The sequence below is a fragment of the Vibrio sp. 10N.247.311.14 genome (genome assembly GCF_041467715.1).
Lineage (GTDB): Bacteria > Pseudomonadota > Gammaproteobacteria > Enterobacterales > Vibrionaceae > Vibrio > Vibrio crassostreae_C.
Map to the genome: position 1 here is coordinate 1 of NZ_JBFSVE010000024.1, position 21,169 is coordinate 21,169.

21 protein-coding genes and 1 pseudogene are annotated in these 21,169 nt (G+C 45.1%); 14 read left to right on the top strand and 8 right to left on the bottom strand.

From position 1 onward, the window contains the following. Positions 1 to 114: 114 nt before the first annotated feature. Positions 115 to 501 carry an MAPEG family protein gene (locus AB6F11_RS10745; protein ID WP_017061526.1) on the top strand — a complete coding sequence of 129 codons (387 nt, stop codon included), beginning with the start codon at positions 115 to 117 and terminating at the stop codon, positions 499 to 501. A gap of 8 nt (positions 502 to 509) precedes the next feature. Next, the gene (locus AB6F11_RS10750; RefSeq protein ID WP_017067247.1) at positions 510 to 1,034 is read left to right on the top strand and encodes a hypothetical protein; all 525 of its coding nucleotides are present in this window, start codon (positions 510 to 512) and stop codon (positions 1,032 to 1,034) included. A 42-nt stretch (positions 1,035 to 1,076) separates the two neighbouring features. Here the strand turns inward: AB6F11_RS10750 and AB6F11_RS10755 are convergent, their stop codons facing one another. Continuing rightward, positions 1,077 to 1,712: an START domain-containing protein gene (locus AB6F11_RS10755; protein WP_102398472.1), complete on the bottom strand. Its 636-nt coding sequence runs from the start codon at positions 1,710 to 1,712 to the stop codon at positions 1,077 to 1,079. Positions 1,713 to 1,761: 49 nt separating this feature from the next. Between AB6F11_RS10755 and AB6F11_RS10760 the strand changes: the two genes are divergently transcribed. After that, positions 1,762 to 1,884: a hypothetical protein gene (locus AB6F11_RS10760; protein ID WP_017061529.1), complete on the top strand. Its 123-nt coding sequence runs from the start codon at positions 1,762 to 1,764 to the stop codon at positions 1,882 to 1,884. Here AB6F11_RS10760 and AB6F11_RS10765 read toward each other — a convergent pair. Beyond that, the gene (locus AB6F11_RS10765) at positions 1,881 to 2,357 is read right to left on the bottom strand and encodes a YHS domain-containing (seleno)protein (RefSeq protein ID WP_102398471.1); all 477 of its coding nucleotides are present in this window, start codon (positions 2,355 to 2,357) and stop codon (positions 1,881 to 1,883) included. The two genes, AB6F11_RS10760 and AB6F11_RS10765, sit on opposite strands and share 4 nt — an antisense overlap. Before the next feature lie 110 nt (positions 2,358 to 2,467). Here AB6F11_RS10765 and AB6F11_RS10770 point away from each other — a divergent pair. Both AB6F11_RS10770 and AB6F11_RS10775 read left to right on the top strand, forming a co-directional pair. After that, positions 2,468 to 2,922: pseudogene (locus AB6F11_RS10770) on the top strand (helix-turn-helix domain-containing protein). A 232-nt stretch (positions 2,923 to 3,154) separates the two neighbouring features. Next, positions 3,155 to 4,033 carry a 6-carboxytetrahydropterin synthase gene (locus tag AB6F11_RS10775; RefSeq protein WP_104216219.1) on the top strand — a complete coding sequence of 293 codons (879 nt, stop codon included), beginning with the start codon at positions 3,155 to 3,157 and terminating at the stop codon, positions 4,031 to 4,033. A gap of 125 nt (positions 4,034 to 4,158) precedes the next feature. Here the strand turns inward: AB6F11_RS10775 and AB6F11_RS10780 are convergent, their stop codons facing one another. Continuing rightward, a complete protein-coding gene (locus tag AB6F11_RS10780; RefSeq protein ID WP_104216220.1) occupies positions 4,159 to 5,199 on the bottom strand; it encodes an acyltransferase in 1,041 nt (346 codons plus the stop codon). 123 nt (positions 5,200 to 5,322) lie between these two features. After that, a complete protein-coding gene (locus AB6F11_RS10785; protein WP_104216221.1) occupies positions 5,323 to 6,279 on the bottom strand; it encodes an AEC family transporter in 957 nt (318 codons plus the stop codon). A 176-nt stretch (positions 6,280 to 6,455) separates the two neighbouring features. On the opposite strand from AB6F11_RS10785, the gene AB6F11_RS10790 reads away from it, so the two are divergent. Together AB6F11_RS10790 and AB6F11_RS10795 are read left to right on the top strand one after the other, a co-directional pair. After that, positions 6,456 to 7,049, top strand: coding sequence for a TetR/AcrR family transcriptional regulator (locus tag AB6F11_RS10790; protein WP_029235279.1), 594 nt, complete (start codon positions 6,456 to 6,458; stop codon positions 7,047 to 7,049). Between the two features lie 192 nt (positions 7,050 to 7,241). Next, on the top strand, positions 7,242 to 8,090 hold the full coding sequence (locus tag AB6F11_RS10795; RefSeq protein ID WP_017065066.1) for an alpha/beta hydrolase: 849 nt from the start codon (positions 7,242 to 7,244) through the stop codon (positions 8,088 to 8,090). Positions 8,091 to 8,233: 143 nt separating this feature from the next. Here the strand turns inward: AB6F11_RS10795 and AB6F11_RS10800 are convergent, their stop codons facing one another. Then, positions 8,234 to 10,774, bottom strand: coding sequence for a glycosyl hydrolase family 18 protein (locus tag AB6F11_RS10800; protein ID WP_102398467.1), 2,541 nt, complete (start codon positions 10,772 to 10,774; stop codon positions 8,234 to 8,236). 393 nt (positions 10,775 to 11,167) lie between these two features. Continuing rightward, positions 11,168 to 11,632, bottom strand: a complete 465-nt coding sequence (locus AB6F11_RS10805) for a DUF2850 domain-containing protein (protein WP_102398466.1) — start codon at positions 11,630 to 11,632, stop codon at positions 11,168 to 11,170. A 307-nt stretch (positions 11,633 to 11,939) separates the two neighbouring features. Here AB6F11_RS10805 and AB6F11_RS10810 point away from each other — a divergent pair, with 307 nt between their 5' ends. Then, entirely contained in the window at positions 11,940 to 12,221 is a 282-nt protein-coding gene (locus AB6F11_RS10810; protein WP_017069675.1) for a pyrimidine/purine nucleoside phosphorylase, read from the top strand. Positions 12,222 to 12,425: 204 nt separating this feature from the next. Here the strand turns inward: AB6F11_RS10810 and AB6F11_RS10815 are convergent, their stop codons facing one another. Continuing rightward, complete coding sequence (locus AB6F11_RS10815; protein WP_017069674.1) at positions 12,426 to 13,298, bottom strand: pirin family protein; 873 nt, start codon at positions 13,296 to 13,298, stop codon at positions 12,426 to 12,428. A 157-nt stretch (positions 13,299 to 13,455) separates the two neighbouring features. On the opposite strand from AB6F11_RS10815, the gene AB6F11_RS10820 reads away from it, so the two are divergent. Continuing rightward, on the top strand, positions 13,456 to 13,740 hold the full coding sequence (locus AB6F11_RS10820) for a hypothetical protein (protein WP_017061541.1): 285 nt from the start codon (positions 13,456 to 13,458) through the stop codon (positions 13,738 to 13,740). Positions 13,741 to 13,765: 25 nt separating this feature from the next. Here AB6F11_RS10820 and AB6F11_RS10825 read toward each other — a convergent pair whose 3' ends face one another. After that, positions 13,766 to 14,956, bottom strand: a complete 1,191-nt coding sequence (locus tag AB6F11_RS10825; RefSeq protein ID WP_102394660.1) for a GGDEF domain-containing protein — start codon at positions 14,954 to 14,956, stop codon at positions 13,766 to 13,768. 315 nt (positions 14,957 to 15,271) lie between these two features. Between AB6F11_RS10825 and AB6F11_RS10830 the strand changes: the two genes are divergently transcribed. The 5 genes from AB6F11_RS10830 to AB6F11_RS10850 all read left to right on the top strand — a co-directional run bounded on the left by AB6F11_RS10830 (position 15,272) and on the right by AB6F11_RS10850 (position 21,012). Continuing rightward, on the top strand, positions 15,272 to 15,610 hold the full coding sequence (locus AB6F11_RS10830) for a DUF1840 domain-containing protein (RefSeq protein ID WP_017061543.1): 339 nt from the start codon (positions 15,272 to 15,274) through the stop codon (positions 15,608 to 15,610). 406 nt (positions 15,611 to 16,016) lie between these two features. Beyond that, on the top strand, positions 16,017 to 17,411 hold the full coding sequence (gene uhpT / locus AB6F11_RS10835) for a hexose-6-phosphate:phosphate antiporter (RefSeq protein ID WP_102398465.1): 1,395 nt from the start codon (positions 16,017 to 16,019) through the stop codon (positions 17,409 to 17,411). 147 nt (positions 17,412 to 17,558) lie between these two features. After that, the gene (gene uhpA, locus AB6F11_RS10840; RefSeq protein ID WP_004732761.1) at positions 17,559 to 18,167 is read left to right on the top strand and encodes a transcriptional regulator UhpA; all 609 of its coding nucleotides are present in this window, start codon (positions 17,559 to 17,561) and stop codon (positions 18,165 to 18,167) included. Continuing rightward, on the top strand, positions 18,167 to 19,663 hold the full coding sequence (gene uhpB, locus AB6F11_RS10845; RefSeq protein WP_102398464.1) for a signal transduction histidine-protein kinase/phosphatase UhpB: 1,497 nt from the start codon (positions 18,167 to 18,169) through the stop codon (positions 19,661 to 19,663). Before uhpA ends, uhpB begins: the two co-directional genes overlap by 1 nt. Before the next feature lie 8 nt (positions 19,664 to 19,671). Beyond that, positions 19,672 to 21,012: an MFS transporter gene (locus AB6F11_RS10850; protein ID WP_102398463.1), complete on the top strand. Its 1,341-nt coding sequence runs from the start codon at positions 19,672 to 19,674 to the stop codon at positions 21,010 to 21,012. The last annotated feature ends 157 nt before the right edge of the window (positions 21,013 to 21,169 follow it).

Consider the following 21,169-nt stretch of genomic DNA (forward strand, 5'->3'; position numbering starts at 1 on the left):
AATAATCACCCATACTGGCCGTTTCTATCTGAGATCCAATTAGGAAACAAAGCCGGGTGTTGTCGAACAGATAACAAAGAACACTGAGTAAACACAAAATAATAGGGAAATATGATGGTTACAGCACTTTACGCAGCCTTGCTGACGATCGTAATGATTTGGTTAGCAATAGAGGTGATCAAGCAAAGGCGAATCAATCTTGTTGCTCATGCTGATGGCGGTGTCGAGTCGTTACAGATAGCACGTTCGGCACAAAGTAATGCTATGGATTACATCCCAATCACCGTTATTTTGATGGGATTGTTAGAGATGAATGGCGCCGGTGTGTGGCTGATTCATGTCATTGGTGTGGCGTTTATTCTGGGGCGTGTGATTCATGCGAAAGGGATCTTAGCGAAGAACTTCAAAGGTCGAAAAGTGGGTATGGTGTTAACGCTTATCTGCATGATCTCTTTGATTGTCCTAAACTTAGCTTACCTACCTTTTGATAAAATGTTCTAGGGAGCATTATGGCGTTGCGTCTTCCTCCTGCTTGGGCGATTGTCCTCGCAGGCTTGATACTCAACATCATGGCGATTGTCATGTCGAGCTTGGTGCTCGATAAAATTGAAGCTGAGAAAGCGGAGTACAACGATCGCAAATACGGCAATGTGTACTCAATACAGCTTGCTTGGAATACGATTGAAACCCTAGAGCGCAAGCGTGAAGCGATTTTGATTCACCTTGATAAACTAGAAACGGTGCAGCCGACCACGGTTCTCGACGAAGCACTGCGTGGGCAACTTAGGCGTTGGGTGAGTAGCGAAGTGCCAAGTATCTCTTTGGCCCACTTACCGAAACTGATGATGCTGATAAACAGTGCACAAGAAGCGCAACGAACTCGAATCGATGATTACTATTTGGATAACCTGACCTTGGTTGAGTTAATCCAAAGGCTTGATGAGAAAATGGCTTTCTATAAGAACATCGCCCTGTTTCTTCAAGTATTTGGCTTGGCGCTTATCTTAGCTCGCGACCTCGCTAGAAGACCTTAATCTTTAACCTTAATGCCTCCATTTACTTATCGACTTGTATCGTTAGCGAGACTCATTTGGCAGGTTAGGGTGCTGTTGGCCTTGGTACTTTGGTAACTGTTCTTTTAGCCCCTTAAACGTGCTCAGTGCACTGCCTATCGATAACTTGTTCATCAACCAATTTGGCAAGATGCCCCCTGCGTTCGCATACGCGGTGTAGGTGATGTAGGTATTGCCATTAGTCAGCGGTTGCAGCGTCCAAAGAGCGTCCACATCGTAGATTCGAATGTACCCCGACTCTTTCGCCAAATAGTTCGACGCATCCTTTATCGACAAGACAAACTGACCATCTTCAATGCTGTATTTTGAGTAGGTCACCATGTCTCGATCTCTGGCAGGCCACGGTGCTTTGAATTGGGTATAGACGATGTTTTCATCTTCAGATATCTGCATCAACACACGGCTTTGCGATACATTATCTATCCAGTTTGGCACGTTCTCACTGTCTTCCAATAACAGTAAAAAACCGGAGTAAGTGGTGGGCGTTTGCATCTGTGCTCGTATTTCGACCAAGCCTTCGCTGTGTGGCCTTTTATCAATCATGATGCCATCTTCACTTTTGACGAACTGCCATGGGTTGGCATAAGTCAGTGTCGATAGGGCGCAGAGGCCGAGTACCAAAATCTTAGGTAATGTCATTATTCTTCCATAAAAAGAAAAGCTTATCTGCTAGGAGTATAGAATAGAAATGGACTTAGTAGGTGTTGCCAATCGCTTTGGGTTGGCCTCTTTGGGGAAAATCCCAATGAAAACGGAAGCGTTCGGTCGCTTCCGTTTTATTCTTGGGCAATGGATAAGCGCTGTAGGCTAGAGCTTATAGGCTTCTACGGTTTTGATGGTTGTCCAGTTGCTGTTGGCGTCTTGGATGAACTCTTGTGTATTCTCCAGCCAGCGTTTTTGAACCGATTTGTCTAAGTTCAGATACAACTTTCCATCTTCCATCTTCCAAGCGAGAGGGTCGGTTTCAAACTTCTTACCCATGGCTACTCCAAACGCGCAGTAACCGCCATATTGAGGGGCATAGGCTTCTGGATTGGCTCGAAATTCATCTCTGTTTTCACTGCTCGCAAAGTTATAGATCGCATTCTTATAGGTCGCTGTGAACTCAGATGTGCCTTTTACTGGACCTTCATTGGCAAAGTAAGCGACAGGATCATAGCCTTTAATTGCGAGGTTATTGCTGTCGACACTCATATCAAGGTCTGCTGCCATTAACGAAAAGCTGGTGCCTAGTAACGCGGCCATTAGAGTGATTTTTTGACTGGTCGATTTCATGTGTGACATATCAAGTTCCTTGTCAGTGTTGGTTATCTTGTTTGAAATAATTTAGCCCACTCGTCCGGTCTATAGAGGGACAAAAGAACTAAAAACTAAGCGAATCGTTCGGAGGATGCATGGATCTGCTTTCACAACTAATGGAACACTTCTCGATACGCACTGGCGTTTTCTATTCTGGAAACCTGTGTGGAGTATCGTCATTTAACGCGCAACAAGGTAAAGAGGGCCACCTTCATGTATTGAGCGCGGGGGAGTTGAGCTTGTCTAGCGCTCACACGGAACACAGGCATTTGTCGCAGCCTTGCATTGTTTATTTGCCGAAATGGCGTCACTGGCCGCGATGTCTCGTACTCAGTTTATTGAAGCGTTCAAACGGGAAGTGGGTGAAACGCCGGGAGATTATGTGCAAAAGTGGCGAGTCTCTGTTGCTCAATCTCTGTTATTGCAAAATAAGCCGATCAATTGGGTCGCTGATGAAGTGGGTTACAATAGCTATTCAGGATTCTCACGTGCTTATCAACATGTTGCCGGAGTGTCGCCGCGCCTTTGGCTAAAGCAAAATGCGTCGTGAAACGCCAGGCAATCCCCACCCGATTTATGGCTATTCGTATCTGGCTGGTCTATGTTTTAGCGGAAATTGTATGTAGTTTGTTCTTTTATCGGAAGAGGGTGTAAAAAGGTGGACTTTATAAGCTCGTTGTAACATCCTGCCCGTCCTATTTTATCTAGACACCAATGAGACGAAGTGCCTGCTGAACATTATTCAGCCTCCCGTATCTCATTAAAGTATTAAGGAGTTCAACTTGAACCTATTTGTAAGAGACCTTACCGTTATCGATTCTTCATACATCTGTGAACACAGAGGGGTCGTAGGAGATAGTTGGATTTTAGATGTCACCATGTCTGGTGAACTTAATGAAATGAGCATGGTGCTGGATTTTAGCAAGGTCAAAAAGCAGATCAAACAGCTTGTCGATGAGCATGTTGATCATCGTTTGCTGCTGCCAATGCAGAGCGCTGCAATTGTTCTTCAAGCGAGCAAAGCGGGCTACTCTAAGGTTGATGTGTTGCGTGGTGACAAGAGTCTTCATCTACATTGCCCTGATGAAGCATATTGCCTCATTGATGCAGAAGCGATCACCATCGAGAGTGTGACCGCACACGTTTACAATATTCTTCGCGATAACCTACCAAGTAACGTCACAGGGTTAGAGATCACCCTACGTCATGAGAACATTAATGGCGCGTTCTACCACTACACCCATGGTTTAAAAAAGCATGATGGCAACTGCCAACGCATCGCGCATGGTCACCGTTCTCCAGTAGAAATCGTGGTCGATGGTCAGCGTGACGGGCAACGTGAACAAGCATTTGCTCAGCGTTGGGAAGACATTTATTTAGGTTCTAAAGAAGACCAAGTTTCAGTTTCATCACTTAACCTGAGTGAAAACGCGAACAGTGTTAATGATGAAAGTCACTATGGCTTCCGCTACACCGCGCCACAAGGCGAATTTGAGCTAGCGATTGCTAAGAGTGAGACGGAAATTTTACCGACAGATACCACGGTGGAATTACTTGCTGGCTATATCGCGGATCAAGTTGAACCGAGCCTAGCAGAGAACCAATCACTACAAATCGTCGCTTATGAAGGTGTTGGCAAGGGCGCAATGGCGTTCCGATAACACTCCAGCGAGTGACACAGTCTCATTACTGACATGATGAAATAAAGGCAAGATAATCCGTTATCTTGCCTTTACTTTTTGTGACTCTTTAAAACTGATTTAGCTGATGATGTTAGGCACAAACACTAACGAAGCAGCACGCGTCGCAGTGGTGTTTTTTCGATTCCAACAACCAACCCGAAGCTCAACAATACGGTGCCAAAAAATACCGTAACGTCTTTTGCCAATTCCGTAATGCCTAAAACTCCACAGACATTGAACAACACGATAATGATCAGCAAATGGCTGACGTAGATACCTAGCATGCGATTTGAAATGGCGCGAACCCAAGCGTAGTTACCCATGTTTGGATTTGCTAAAAGCCACATGAACACGCCCATCCCCCATAGCGCCGTGCCAAACAAGAAATCATTCATGTTGAATCCGACGTCGAACGTGGTGAGCCATGATGCCTCAGCAAAATGAATCAACATGCCTAACGCTAATAACCCCAACGCTTTAGTTGATGACACCTTCCATTGATTCTGACGAATAAGGAAACCTAAGGTCACCATTAACGTGCTAAAGAACGGGCCATTACGCGTGAAGAAAGGTGCTTCTAACCCGGTTAGCGTTGCGTAGCTGCCCGCTAAAACACCATAAACGTAAAGTACAATGGCCGCTGGTAATAGCAGTTTGTCGAGTTTCATTTCGACTATCAAAGTAATGATCAAAACTGCACATACGAGAGCGGGAATAAACCATAAATGAACCAATCCACCCTCTAAGAAAGAGTTAAGTGGCGTGTTCATTAAGAAACCCCAATAGCCTTGGCGCTCACCTAGGTAACCAAACTCTTCTACCTTAGCGAGGTTGAATGGCATGACTAGACAAATGATGCTCCACGCTAACCAAACTTTAAGTAGTGGTTTGGAGTAGTTAATGAAGGTTGTCCAAGGCGACGCTGTGAGCTTAGGTTGAATCAGATAGCCGGAAATAAGGAAGAACAGAGGCACGGCGAAGCGAGCGGTTTGGTTGAGCACATAACCAATCCATGGCACTTCATCGATTTGCCAATAAGTAAGTGCCATTTGACCGTGTAAACCAATGATCGCCAAGATAGCAATCACTCGGCCTAATTCGATACTGGCGATGTGTTGTGAAGGCGTATGTTGAACGGAAGACATATCAGATCTCTTAGTAAAATTTTTACGAAATCTAGCAGTCCTTATGCCCAACCAGTTAGTCTTAAATCAAGGCTTATGACCTTTGTTTCAAGGCTTATATTGATTTTTTGAAGCCTGTCGCAGCTATATTAAATCCATTGCAGTCAATGCAAATATACCGAGCGTGCAAGTGATAAGTGAAACGACAGTAGTAAGTGCGATGATGTTAGCCGCCAGTGTTGAGTTTCCTCCCATCGCACGAGCCATAACGTAGCTTGCCGCTGCCGTTGGTGCCGCGCTCATCAAGAAGATAAGCCCGAGATCGAGCCCTTCAAATCCTAAGTACCCAGCCGCCAATGTAATCAGTAACGGTGAGGCAATTAACTTGTAGCTAGAGGCAAACCACGTCGATAACTTTTCTTGTTTGAGCGAGCTGATATCGAGCGACCCACCGGTACACAGCAGTGCTAAAGGCAACGTCATGTTGGCAAAATATTGACCAGCATCAGTGACCATTTTTGGGATAGGAATCGAAAGTGCATAGAAGACGACCGCTAAGAAAATAGCGATGATCAATGGGTTTTTGGTAATCGACTTAGCGATCACTTTAATCGCTTTCGCGCCTGTGTCTTCGCCTTTGGGTGTCAGTGCAATTACGGCTTGAATGTTATATAGCACGGTTAGGGATGCGACATAGATAGCCGCCAATGCCACGCCTTGGTTACCATAAATATTAGCTACATAGGCGAGGCCGATGATCGCGGTATTAGCGCGGAATCCACCTTGGACAATCACACCTTGATCTTTCGAACCTTTAAATACTAACTTGGTCGAGAAAATCGTGAACAAGAAAAAGATAAAGTTAGCGATGACGCCAAAGGCAACTAACGCGCTACTGGCTGAAAAGTTGTGATTCGATTGAACAATACTCAGAAATAGCATCGCGGGTAGGGTGACTTGAAAGACCACCTTAGATGCGACATCAATGAAATTGTCGTTGATTAAGCCGATTCGTTTGAGCATCACACCAAGAAACAGCATTAAACAGATAGGGCCTGTTACCGACGCCGAAAACGCAAACTGTTCCCAAAGTGTGTTCATTCTCTTTCCCTAGTTATTAAACTCAATAATCGGTTAACTCAAATTCCTTTGAATACTGTCGCATTTTTCCACAGTTCTTTGATAAGACAAAATGAATACCTAGGGTTAAGTAAAAAATCTTGAAAAAAAGAACGAACGTGCTAAAAATAATGTATCAGATTTATTATTGGTGAATAATGAGTAAGGGAAAGATAACCAAAGAGTATATTTTGAGCCATGCATTCGCGCTTGCAAGTGAGAATGGGCTTGAGAGTTTGACGATTGGCGAGTTAGCCAAGCAGTGTGGCATGTCTAAGAGTGGCTTGTTTGCACACTTCAACTCTAAAGAAAACCTGCAACTCTCTGTACTCGAGTATTCCAACGCCATATTCACCGAAAGAGTCATCATTCCCGCAAGAGAGCTGGGAGATGGTGATATTGAAGCGAAATTGAAACAGCTGCTCGACAATTGGCTGGGCTGGAACCATTCATTCCAAGGCAGTTGCATGTTTATTGATGCATGGAAAGATGCGGGCAGTGAAAGGTCTGTGATTCAGAAGGCACTGCAGAAAACCATTTCAGTGTGGATTGACTACTTGACGATTCAGGTAGCAAAAGCGGTTGAGAGCAAACAGTTCAGAGCCGATTTAGACCCGAAACAGGCAACCTTCGAGTTATACGGTCTTTATTTGAGTGCGAACTTGTTCTACTCGTTACGAGGCCAACAAGCGAGCCACACCCATTTTTGGAGTGGTGTCGAGCGCTTGGTAGCCAGTTGGAGAGCGGTTTAATACATACAGCAGGTTAACTCGCAAATCATGTGACTTTGCTTAACTAAGGTTTGCAAAAGATTTTAACAGAAGTGGCGGCAAGCAATCATAAACAGCGCTATCGTCATTTTTTATACTAACAAATAGCACGGTCGTTCGATTTTCAGGGCCGAGCTCGATCCGCCAATGATGATGGCGATACAAGGACCGGTCATGAGTGACAAAATCTACTTTAATACATCGAACAAATTCAGCTTCAAGCGCAGCTTAATTGGCGCAACAACCAATCTTCATTACATCCTAGCGCCGAGTCATGCGAAGAAAACAGCACGTAAGTTGCTGCTCACTCCAATGCGTACTGAGCAGAAAAATGCTGATCCCCAAGGGCTTATCAAGAGTGAAATCAAAGGTCGTGATGGCGTTTTAAAAACCTATTCTTTGGGTACGGGGCCTGTTTGGGTGCTGACTCATGGTTGGTCTGGCACCGCGAGTCAGTTTTTCCCTCTGATGGAACATATCGCCGCTAAAGGTTTTACGGCTCTGGCTTATGATCACCCTGCTCATGGTGGCAGTGATGGTGTACATGGTCATATTCCTGCGTTTGTGAACGGCCTTGAAGCGATTCTCGATTCGGTGGGTGAGGTAGCAGGTTTGGTCGGTCACAGTATGGGCACGGCTTCTGCGTTGGAATGTAAGCACGTTAAATTGGAAAACAAGCCATTATTGCTGATTGCACCTGTACTGGATTATCTAGAAAACCTATTTGGCAGCGTTGCGCGTTCTGGCTACTCAATGAAACTGTTCGAGGCGGTAGTTGGAGAAGTCGAAGAGCAGTTTAACTACCCGATTCAGTCTGTTGATCCCTATGGAAAGCTAGCGCTTCGTGAGTCTCAGACGATCATCGTTCATGATGAGCAAGACAAGTTTACTAAGTTTGATGTGTCTCAGCGTGCGGCTAATGAAATGGGTCGCGTTACTTTAATTGCGACTCAAGGACAGGGCCACGGGCGAGTAATGAAGTGCCCACAAGTGTTCGAGAGCTTTGATAACTTAATTGGCTAAGCACAACGAGCGCAAGTCAGTAGGACGCCATAAAAAGATCGTAAGCTCAAAGCTAAGAAAACAAACATTAAAAAGGCCAACCAGACATTATCTGGTTGGCCTTGCTTTTAGGTGCTTAGTTGGTGTTTAGCTCAATCCTATTTTTAGTTAGCACAGCTTGCTGGGCCGATCTCTTTCCACACGCCCCATTGGCCTGTCGTTGTTGGATCTTCACCGGTTGTCCACCATTTCGCTTCCCAAACCTTACCGCCTTGAGTCACTTGGTCGCCACCAGTGTAAACCGCGCCTGAATCCCAAGCGTTAGTACACGTACTGCCGCCTGTGGTTTTCTTAAGAACTTTCACTGAAGTAGCTGCTACCGATGTCTCTGTGCCATCGCTGACTGTTACAGAGAAGTTCAGCGTTGTATCTTTCGTGTATTCCGCTGCGACAAAGCTCACTGAAGAACCTTGAACCGTTGCATCAATACCAGCAGGTACATCCCATGTGAAGGTCAATGTGTCTTGGTCTGCATCGCTTGAAGCCGAAGCATCAACCACGACTACATCACCCGCATTAACTTCAGCCGGAGCCGTAACCACTGCTACTGGTGCTGTGTTTACTGGGCCTGTATCTTTAGGGCTTACTGTTACAACAACGGTGTCAGTAGAAGTAGCACCTTCGTTGTCCGTTACCGTTAGGCTGAAGGTTAGTGTTTCTTGCTGAGCGACTTCAACAACATCGAAGCTCGCAACCGCAGCATTAGCGTTCGCCAGTGTTACTGCTGTACCGCCGACTTGAGACCAAGCGTAGCTCGCGATTGTACCGTCGCTGTCTTTTGAAGCGCTGCCATCTAGAGAAACAGAAGCTGGGCCTTCAACCGATTGGTCTGTACCTGCAGCTGCCGTTGGTTTGCGGTTGACAGGATCAGTTGTACCGCCCGCTAGGCCTTCATGCATTGCATTCAGGATGTCGCCGTTATCTGCATCAATTTCCCAAGAGAATAGACCCGCAAGGCCAAGGCTACGAACGTACGCGCCTTTTGCTTTTACAGAGCGATCATCATCAAATGTGATTAGCTGACCTGAAGTGCGGTTCCAAACGTAAGGCGCTTCTGCCATTTCGTCATAGCCATATTCGAAGCCGTTGATGCCTTGGTTATTCGCGCCAAGCATGTTTGCTTTAATGCCTTTGTAATCAATAACGCCATCTTCCCATACGCCTTGCGCAGAGCTGCCTTTCAGTTTGCCGTTACCAACGCCTGTCATAGGGTCGCTCGGATCGGTGAGTGATGATGGTAATACGCCTTCCCAACCACGACCGTACATCGCTGTACCAACCACAAGCTTGTTCGCTGGAACACCTTGCTCAAGCAACAGTTGGATGCCGTTGTCTGTGGTGTAAGCTGGGCCTGTGTATTGTTCGCCATTTTCATCAAGGCCTGTGCCATCACATTGACCAGGACGCATGAAGTTACCGCAGTTTAGTGCTGTTTGGTGACCTAACACGTTGTTCCAACCGCCGTAGAAGTCGTAAGTCATTGCGAAGATGTAATCCATGTATTGGATAGCATCGCCGTAGTTCACGTCTTCAATCTTATCGTGACCAACACCGATCGCAGAAGTGAGCTCGTAAGTACGACCGTTTTCCGCTTCTAGCTCATCTAGCATCACGCGAAGTTCTGCCATCAGTGCAATGTAAGCTGGGCCGTCATTTACAGGATCACCAAGGTCTGGAGCAGCACCGCCACCACCAGGGAATTCCCAATCGATATCCACACCGTCGTAGAATTTCCATGTGTTAAGGAATTTCTTAACAGACGCTACAAAGGTGTCACGGTTGGCTTTAGTTGTGAAATCAAAGAACGGGTCAGACAGCGTCCAGCCACCAATCGATGGGATGATCTTCAAATCAGGATTACGCTGTTTGAGCGCCATCATCATTGCGTAGTTACCCTTGATCGGTGAGCTGTATTCGTGTCCCGCTTGAGGGAAACTCTTCTGGAAAGCAGCCCATGGGTCGTGAATCACTACTTCGTAATCATTAACACCCTGACAAGCTGTCATGAGGGCGTTGTAGCTGTTTCCACCTACCGATTTTACTGATTCGTTAGGACCACAAATTGGGATGAAGCCGTAAAGGATGTGGGTCAAGTTATCAGCAGGTAGGTTATCTACCGTGTAGTCACGACCATAAATACCCCACTCAACAAAGTAAGTACCGACTACCGTGTTTGGATCTGTGTTGTATGACTTGTTGTTTGGATCCACATTCATCGCAAGTGGCGCTAAGTGTGCGCCATCTGTATCGGCAATCGTGATTTTAGCGGGTGCGCTTTTGCTACAACCTGTTTCGTCACACGCTTCTATTTCCATTTCGAATAAGCCGCCTTGGCCATATTCGAATGAGGCCGTGGTTTGGCTGCCAGTGATTGGGCCAGTGGCTACTTTAACGCCATCAAAGTAGATGTTGTACGTGTTTCCTGACGTTCCGCTCCATTGGTTGAACTTAACGTCGACTTTTGCTTTGTCGTGATATTTAACCATCTGGTTGTAGCCAGAGGTGGTTTCCATCGCGAGTTCAATTTTAGAAAATTGCAGGTTGTTGGAACCGTACATGTCGATGCTAGGTGCTGTTGGAGCAGCTAATGCTGTACCAGATAGCGCTAGAGCAATGCTTGCAGCACAGGTATTTATACGAATCATACTATTTCTCTCATTCCTTGAAGATTACGAGAACCCAATGGCCCCATAAACGGCTCCAATCAGTTTTGAAGGAGCTTCCCAGTCAGTATTCGAGAGAGTTTTAATTTCATAACTGAAAATAAATCCGTTTTCGATGGACAACTAAAAAATTGTATCTTGTTACAATTCTGTTGCTTAATGAGTGAGATGCTGAGTCCATGTTTTATAAAATAAAACATCCTTCAGTAGGAAAATCTCACAAGTGAAAATTCACAACATGAAGTTATGAAAAGGTGCGACAAACTATAAGAAAATACTGTGAATTGAAGCAGAATCACAAAGTGAAGTGTGTTGAGCGAGCGAGGCCAATCGACGAGTAGGCTAATGCTTCTGGAAGCAAGGAGAAGAGGAGGTTTATCTTTTGAATTGCTCAGCTAGGGAAGCACGTCGTTGTTGCATGACACTATGGGTATCACCAATTGCAGTATCTTCGTAGCCTTCTTTAATAAATTGCTGAGATGGTACGCTTGGCTCTAATCGCTTTAAGCGAGGCGAATCGTAAGTACCACTGATGGTGTAAACGGTGGTTCCAGAGCCAGTGTTGATCGTGACGATCTTCCCGTCAAAATCGAATGAGGTAGTGATAAGACGATGATTCATCATCACACCGTTTTCTGAAAGTGTCAGGATGTCGGTGTTGTAAGGTGGCGCCGCAATCTCTATCCATGTGCCATAGACGTTGCTTGGGCTGACAGATTGCTGGTGGGCTTGGTAAGCAAAATAGCCGGCGGTGAGGGCAACCATAAAGCCAGCTAATAGGAAGCCGTAGAGTAACGAGTTGGAAAATAGATCTCTGCTTTTAGTCGGCTTTTTTGCCATTATCTCTTCATTTTTCGACTGATATTGTTTTAGATTCTATTAACTAAAACCTTAGTTTGCAAAAATTGTTCTAAGAGTTAGAAGCAGGATCGAATGTTCTAATAAATTTGGTTGCGTTAGTGGTTTTTAGCCTTGCTCCTCAGTATTTACGTTATCAATGAAAGCGAATTCCAGAAATGCTTAAGCTATGCGTATTTATTTCTTGTAGGAAAGTCTCGAATTGGTTAAAACAATTATCACCTAAATTTACGCATAGGCTTACTCGGTGAGCTCAATTATTGCAATTTGAAGATAACAAGGAAGTACAATGATTAAAGAAAACACATACTTTGAAGGTGGCGTTAAGTCGTTAGCGTTTAACCAGTCTGGTGCTGATGTGAGTGTTGGTGTAATGGCGGTTGGTGAGTATACGTTCGGTACTGCGGCTCCAGAAAAGATGACCGTTGTTAAAGGTGCTTTGATTGTAAAGCGTGTTGGCGATGATGACTGGACGACATACCAAGCTGGTGAGTCTTTTGACGTTGCGGGTGACTCTTCATTCGACCTACAGGTAAAAGAAGCGACGGCTTACCTGTGTGAGTACTTGTAATCAGATCTAAATTTGTTCAATCAGGGCATCGTTTGTCTCTGATTGAATAGAAGAAAACCACGCTCTAGGAGCGTGGTTAAATAAGTGATAGTAACCGGCAGTGGATAGTGTCACTTGTTTTTGTAGCCATCAAATGGATGACCAAATCGTTGTTCGTTGCAAAATCTCTTCAACCTTCAAAGCTCAAAGCTCAAAGCCAAGACATCAGTAAGTCTCAAACACACCGTTGTTGTAGTCTTGAATTGTCTGTTCAATCTCTTCCATCGAGTTCATGACAAACGGACCATAGTGCACGACAGGTTCATTAATCGGCTGACCAGAAAAAATCAGTACACCTGAATCTTCTAGGCTTTCTAAAGACAACAATTCAGCTTTGGTGAGCAGGGCAAGTTGACTTTGGTTGATGACTTTGTCGCCGATCTTAATACTGCCTCGGTACACATAAGTCATGGCATTGTGATTAACATTAGTCCCTAACGTGACTTTTTGCCCAGAATGAGAGCGCCAATCCGCAACGCTTAATGGCACACCTGTTTTCTGTAATGGACCCTGCGCTCGTAAAGCCTCTGAATCCTTGTCAGTTTGGTTGTGCAGTTCAAACCCTCCGGCAATCACTCTTAACAAACCACTTTGTTCACTTTGATGCTCCGCGATGCTTTCACTTTGGAAATCGTGATACTGAGCTGGCTGCATTTTGTGTGTCGCAGGTTGGTTTATCCAAATCTGAAAACCATGCAGCGCACCTTCTTCCATCATTGGCATTTCGCTGTGAATGACACCACGGCCTGCGGCCATCCATTGAGCGCCACCGCTGCGTAGCTCTCCAACATTCCCCATATGGTCTTTGTGTTGGAAGTGACCTTGGAGCATGTAAGTGAGCGTTTCTATCCCACGGTGAGGATGTGGAGGAAAGCCGCCAACATAGTCTTTGCTTTCATCCGACTTCAGTTCATCAATCATTAAAAATGGAGAGAAACGTGCGTTATTAAAACCTGCGAGTCGTTGGATTTTGACGCCATCACCATCTGAGGTGGCATGTGCTGTAATCACATGATCTACTGCTCTTACATTCGTCATTTTGAAACCCTCATAAACTTGAATAGCTGTAGTTTATGTAATTTGATTTAAAAAGAAGATGGCACAGCGTTGAGTGACTTATTCGAAAATCTTGAACAGGTAACAATATGAAATTATGTCTATACTCAATAGAGAGTATATCGCCAAGGAGGCCGCTATGGCAGTTCAGCAAAAACATGGCGAAAGGCATGGTCGGATAGGTTTTGATAACGACTTTACAACGGAGCAAAGCCAGCGCTTTACAGAGGTTGCAAACAGCGCAGTTAAACGCCGCGTGAAAAAACGTGAGATAGAAGCGCCGTTTATTCAGTCAGCTAAGCAAGCCGCTTTTAAAACCGTGGTGAGGCGACCTAAAGGGAATAACCCAAACCGAACACGTCAAGTCATATGGATTATTATGATCGGGTTAGTGAGTCTTTGGCTTATGTACCTTGCAGGTTAGCAGCGCCGCTCCGTTATAGGAATGGCTAGCGTTGGCGCGTTTTTAATAGCGTAACATTGTTCCCTTCGACCTGCGCTTCAAAGCAATCTTCAAGTTCAGATGAATCCGGTGCTGAGCTAACAAGGCTCGTTGGTAGTTCTTCTATCAGGGTCGATACTGGGTTGTCGTGATAATAAGCGTATCGGTTTTTCCCTGAATGCTTGGCGACATACATCGCTTTATCAGCACATCTCGTCAGCTCATGTAATTCTTGGGCGTCTTGTGGGTATAAAGCAACCCCAACACTTAGCGTCAATTCCTTGATTCTCTCGTTTGTTTGGCAGCCGCTTTCGAACAGCCCGCAGATCCTATCTAGAATGCCGTCTAGATCTTTACGAGTTGGCACATCGTAGAGCATCAGAACAAACTCGTCTCCAGCAAAGCGCGCGATGGAATAATCGTATTCATGGCTTTTTCTGTCTCTGGTTCGAATGTTGTTGCTCAAGCGATTGGCAAAATGCTGTAAGACACTGTCTCCCACATCGTGCCCGTAGCTGTCGTTAATGCCTTTAAAGTCATCTATATCCAAAAAGACCAATGCCGTAAGTGATCGCTCACTATCCACGGTGGCTAGTTTTTCTGTCGCCCAGCGTTCAAAGCTCCAACGGTTTGCCAAGCCGGTTAACTGATCTCTGTAAGCGAGATCTTCAATGCCTTCTTTATACAGGCGTTGAATATAACTGACGGCTTTTGTGTAGTAATAGGCGGATGTGTGGCACACCAAGCTCATGGTAAATAAGCTAAGGAAAAATCTGTGTGTGCTGTTAAATGGTAAAGAAAAATTGTTGGGCATTGCTGTAATCAAGGTGCTGATGAACAGGCAAAACGAGGTGCTGAAGATTATGCCAATTCTGAAATCATTAATGAAAATGACCGCGGCCAGAATTGGGTAGAGCCAGAGGATGCGATCTGGGATGGCGTGACTGTACAAGAATAGGATGACGCCCTGAACTAGAAGAACACCACTCAGAATCAATTCGGAATACTCAGGATTGATGACTTTTCTTACATATAAAGCGTTAGAAATGGCAATGATGGCGAAGCACAATTCGAATATTGACAGCGTGTAATGCTCGCCTTCGAAGTAAGCCCAAGTATAGAAAATGAATAACGCAGCGGCAGTCAGTGAAAAGGAGTGGACAATTTTTTGCTTGCGGGTGGATCGTATGTCCGCCATTTCTTCTAGGTGCCTGCCGACGAGCCTTTTCATGTGATCTGTGCCAAAGTTTTTGATAATGGTGTTAATAGTAGATTAAATAACAAGCTATGCAGAGGCTTAGATGTCTATTTAGTGTGACTACTATCAAGGTTTCATATGAAAGGCTGTTCAATCAATTCCAAATAGTGATGTATATCACCGATGGTGCTGGTCATCTCTAGAAGATTAGATTTAAGCATCAAACTTGTAACCGTTGTTTGATGTTTATCTACTTGCTTTCCAGAGAGTTACTCCACATAGTTTGTAAACGACCAAAATTAAGAAAGGCTCATTATGTTAATTACCTTTAGTTGTAAAGCTCATGCTAGTGTCACGATGTTTGGTGAAGTCGGCCTCCAGTTCATCAAGATGCTTGGGCATAGCGGCTCCATCCCAGGTGCTATGGATGCTTCAGAGGTTCCTCAAGCTCTGGATAATCTACGTGCTGCTATTGCAGCAGAGCAGAGCAAGTCCGTAGAGCATGAAAATACTGATGACGACAATGAAGAAGAGGTGGTTGAAGCGCCTGTTAATATCGGTAGTCGAGCGTTCCCACTGGTTGAATTATTAAAAGCTGCCATCAAAGATGAATGTGAAGTAATGTGGGAAGACGGTAGCGGCAAGCGACTGTAGTACGATTCACGCGAAACGTAACAAGCCTATTGAATCTATTTTAATCAGAATGAATGCTGAACCAGTATCGGACACACCATGACCATGGAGTTTTATGGTGATGAACCGATACTGGTGTTTTTTTAGTGAAGTAATCCACTCGTTTCTGTTTATTTACAAGGTTCGTCAGCCCTGAAATGAGTGACTTTTGTTATCGTAATATCAATCCATAACAGACCGTAAACAAAGTGATGCTGTTCACGCTTTCTTGACTCCCAATTCTGAACTAAGAATTTTGCCTAGTTATTCTAAGACCCTCTCTCATGCGGTCGATTTTTAGACTCCTTATTATTTCCCTGTCAAATAACAAACAATGTATGGCCGCAATTATGCCGTGCAGACCTCACAAAAAATAAGAGAGTTCACAATGTTAAAGTTCCTAGATCAGGTTCGAAAACCGACGCTGGATCTTCCGGTCGAAACTAGAAGAAAAATGTGGTTTAAACCATTCCTACAATCTTACCTCGTCGTGTTCATTGGTTATCTAACCATGTATTTGATCCGTAAGAACTTCAATGTCGCGCAAAACGACATGATTTCTACTTATGGATTATCGATGACGGATCTAGGTCTTATCGGTCTGGGTTTCTCTATCACTTACGGTATCGGTAAAACCGTCGTTTCCTATTATGCCGATGGTAAAAACACCAAGCAGTTCCTGCCATTCATGCTTGTCCTTTCTGGTATCGCTATGTTGGGCTTCAGCTTCAGTATGGGCGGTGGCAGTGCTAGCTTATTCTTGATGGTTGCCTTCTATGCGTTGAGTGGTTTCTTCCAAAGTACCGGCGGTCCTTCAAGCTACTCGACCATCACTAAATGGACGCCTCGTAACAAGCGTGGTTCTTATTTAGGCCTTTGGAATATGTCGCACAACGTGGGTGGCGCAGGTGCCGCTGGTGTTGCTCTGTTCGGTGCTAACTACCTTTTTGATGGCAACGTGATCGGTATGTTCGTGTTCCCATCAATCATTGCGATTGTGGTTGGCTTTATTGGTATGCGCTTTGGTAATGACTCTCCAGAAGCCTATGGTCTAGGTACGGTTGAAGAGTTGTTTGATGAAGAAGTCAGCGAAGAAGATACGGCTGCTGAAGAAAATCAAATGACTAAGAAAGAGATCTTTGTTGAATACATCCTGAAAAACAAAGTGATCTGGTTGCTCTGCTTCGCGAATATCTTCTTATACATTGTTCGTATCGGTATCGATCAATGGTCTACCGTTTATGCGTATCAAGAGCTAGGTCTATCAAAAGAAACCGCGATTTCAGGCTTCACTCTGTTTGAGGTTGGTGCACTGGTCGGTACGTTAATGTGGGGTTATCTGTCAGACCTTGCGAACGGACGCCGTGCTTTGGTTGCTTGTGTATCGCTTGGCCTGATTATCGTTTCGCTAGAGTTCTACCAGCATGCAACCAGTGAGTTCATGTACCTAGCATCACTGTTTGTGCTTGGTTTCCTAGTATTTGGTCCTCAGTTGCTGATTGGTGTTGCTGCAGTAGGTTTCGTGCCTAAGAAAGCAATCAGCGTTGCGGATGGCGTGAAAGGTACATTTGCTTACTTAATTGGTGACAGCTTTGCCAAACTTGGCCTAGGTATGATTGCGGATGGAACGCCAATTTTTGGCTTAACGGGTTGGAAAGGGACATTCGCAGCACTCGATACGTCAGCTGCCATTTGTATCGTGTTATTGCTATTCGTTGCGGTTGCGGAAGAGAAGAAAATTCGTCACGCGAAGAAGATGCACCTAGCGGCTCAAAACGCGTAATTATTATCACGTGCTTTATTTGATTAAAGCACGTGAGATCATACCAATCGCTAGTTCGATTCAGTATCATCTCTATCAATAAACTTAATATTAAATAGCTCCTGTCGGGGCTATTTTTCTTTCTTACTCTTAATTCTGGTTAATATCATGATTAATGTTGCGCTTGTTGATGACCACGTCATTGTTCGTTCGGGCTTTGCTCAATTACTCAGTCTTGAAACTGATATTACGGTCGTGGGTGAATTTAACTCTGCGGCAGAAGCGCGCCTCGGATTGCCAAGTTGTCACCCTGATGTCGTTATCTTGGATATTTCAATGCAGGATGAAAGTGGCCTGAGCTTATTGGAAGAGATTCCATCAGGCATTGCCAGTATCATGCTGAGCGTACATGACTCTCCGGCGATGGTTGAGAAGTCATTAGAGTTAGGAGCCAAAGGTTATCTCAGCAAGCGCTGTAGCCCTGATGAGTTAATCCAAGCCGTACACACGAGCGCAAATGGTGGCTGTTATCTCACGCCCGATATCGCCATAAAGCTTGCGACGCCCATGAAGAATAAAGCCTCTTTAAATCAGCTCACCCGCAGAGAAAGCGAAGTGTGTCAGTTATTGGCGACAGGGCTCGATGTAAAATCTATTGCCGTAGAGCTAGGGGTTAGCCATAAAACGGTGCATGTACACCGTGCCAATGCGATGGACAAACTCAATGTTAAGAACAACGTCGAGTTAGCTAAATTGTTCACACAAGACCAGTACTAATGCGTTCCTATCTAGCCACCTCCCTGTGTGGGGTTTTTATGGCTGGCTGTGCATGGTTCTGTTTATGGGTTATTGCCTTCTATTTCATTAATGACCCTGAGTTAGCCATTCTGCTTTTCCCGTTTTCACTTCGATTGGGAATGACGCTGCACACTCGCACTCACTATTGGCCCGCTATCTATATTGCAGAGTGGGGGCTTGCGATTGCTTTAGCTCTGCTACTTGATGAACCTCAATGGCTGACGATACTCATCGCCAGTGGGTTGAGTATTTCTGCCACTCTAATTGCCAAGCGTTATTATTCTGGTGATCAAAATCGTCACTTGTTAGTGATGGCGAGCTTAATCATGGTCACAGCATTCATTAATGTTGCCGTTGTGGGTTCTCATGTTCCGGCTGTTTACATGGTGTGGTTGGTGAGTATTACTGGCGGACTGATGCTGGTGCCGATGTGTTATCTAGTCTGGAACTATCTATTCCAAAACAAGTGGTCACCACTGGGCTCTTACTTAATCCATAATGTTGTAGAGTTCAAAATCCGTCACATCGCTTTATATAGCGTCTTGTTGGTCGCCAGTATTTTGATACAAACCAGTTTGCCTGATGAGCTAAGGCGCTTTGCCCCATTCTGTATGGCGATCCCTATTATCTTGCTCGCTGTTCGTTACGGATGGCAAGGCGCTTTACTCGCGACCCTGTTAAACAGTGTTGCGCTGATTGCTGCTCATAGCGGTACGTCTAAACTCGAAATTACCGACTTACTCTTGTCTCTATCGGCTCAAACTATTACCGGTATATTGCTGGGCCTTGCGGTTCAAAAGCAGAAAGATCTCAACTCCAAATTGCGCAGTGAGCTTTCCAGAAACCAAAACCTTTCACGCCAGCTAATAACAGCTGAAGAGTCGGTTCGTCGTGATATTGCGCGTGAGCTGCATGATGAAATTGGCCAAAACATCACGGCAATTCGTACGCAGGCAAGCATTATTAAACGTGTCGATGCGGCAGAGATGAGCGTTCGCTGTGCGGGGACGATTGAGTCATTGTCTTTGAATGTTTATGACACCACCAAACGTCTACTTACAAAACTAAGACCTAAGATGTTGGACGATCTTGACCTAAAAGATTCCGTGGAACAGCTTATTCGAGAGATGGAGTTTTCGGATCACGGCGTTGATATCCAGTTAAATTGGCAGGGTGATTACTCGTGTTTGAGTGACACGCTCAAGGTCACTATCTTCAGGCTGTGCCAAGAATCTCTAAACAATGCCTCTAAATACGCCAACGCGAGCGAAATCAGAATTGAACTGATTCTAGATGATCTGGCTTATCTTCGGATCTCAGACAATGGCGTTGGTTTTACAGCGCAAGACCTTCTCAAAGGAATGGGGGTTCGTGGTATGCAAGAGCGTGTTCAGGCGCTCGGCGGCAAGATGACAATCAACGCTAATGGCTCATCTTCGGGTACCAATATCAGCGTTACATTACCTAAAGTGTGAGAACGAATATGTTTGGATTTCTGCGCTCAACAACGTCAAAGAGTGATGCTCTAACTGATGATGAGATCAATCAGAGTTATCGCTACTGGCGCCTCCATATCATGATAGGAATGTATGTCGGCTATGCGGGTTTTTACTTTACTCGTAAAACCTTTAATTATGCCGCGCCAGCCATGATCACCGACCTTGGCTTGGACAAAGGTGATATCGGCTTAATTGGCACGCTCTTTTATCTTTCTTATGGCTTATCGAAATTTATATCAGGCACGATATCGGATCGGTCGAACCCGCGTTACTTCATGGGGCTCGGCCTAATCGCGACAGGTTTGATCAATATCGCGTTTGGTTTTTCTAGTTCGTTGGCGGCTTTTATCTCGCTTTGGGTGCTTAATGCATGGTTCCAAGGTTGGGGCTGGCCATCGTGTTCTAAGTTATTGACGACTTGGTATTCTCGCTCCGAAAGAGGATTCCGTTGGGCAATCTGGAATACAGCCCATAACGTTGGTGGGGCGCTAATTCCTATTCTCGTGGGTTATCTAACGCTGCAATTCAGTTGGCGAGCTGGGTTTATCTGGCCGGGTGTGATAGGTGTATTTATCGGTCTTATCGTTTGCTGGCGCTTACGTGATAAGCCGACCACCATGGGACTTCCGACGGTAGGGAAGTGGCGCAATGATCATCTAGAGTTGGCGCAAGAGAACCATGGGCAAGGGTTAAGCTATCGAGAGATCTTGAAAACTTACGTGTTCAGTAACAAGTACATTTGGTTGCTCGCCTTTAGCTATGTGCTGGTTTACATCGTCAGAACGGCCGTCAACGATTGGGGTAATTTATATCTCACCGAAGAACATCATTACAGTTTGATCAACGCAAATGCTGCTTTGTCTCTGTTTGAGATTGGCGGCTTCGTTGGTTCACTTGTTGCTGGATGGGGATCGGATAGACTGTTTGGTGGCAACCGTGGCCCGATGAACATCCTGTTTGCGATTGGTATCTTCCTCTCGGTATCGGCTTTATGGCTTATGCCTTTAACCAACTTTGTGTTTCAAGCGGCTGGGCTATTCTGCGTTGGCTTTTTTGTTTTTGGCCCTCAAATGCTTATTGGCATGGCGGCGGCGGAATGTTCACATAAAGACTCTGCCGGGGCGGCGACAGGTTTTGTTGGCTTGTTTGCTTATATGGGAGCAGCACTTTCTGGTTACCCATTAGCGCTCGTTCTAGAAGCTTACGGCTGGAGTGGGTTCTTCATTACCATCTCTACTTGTGCGGCCGTTATTGGCTTGCTGTTACTGCCTTTCCTACAAGCTCAATCACCTCAGAAAAGTGCAGAAGCTCGCTCTGGTTTTTAAGGAACGATAACAAGATAGTCACTAGTGTTTGTATTCAGATGCTTGTATCGCTGCTGTAATCAGTGCGATACAAGCCGCTATCTTATTCTCAGCGCTTTCTACTCGTGATATTCAAATGTGACTATTTTCACGCTTTTCATCGGTCTCACCTGTTTCT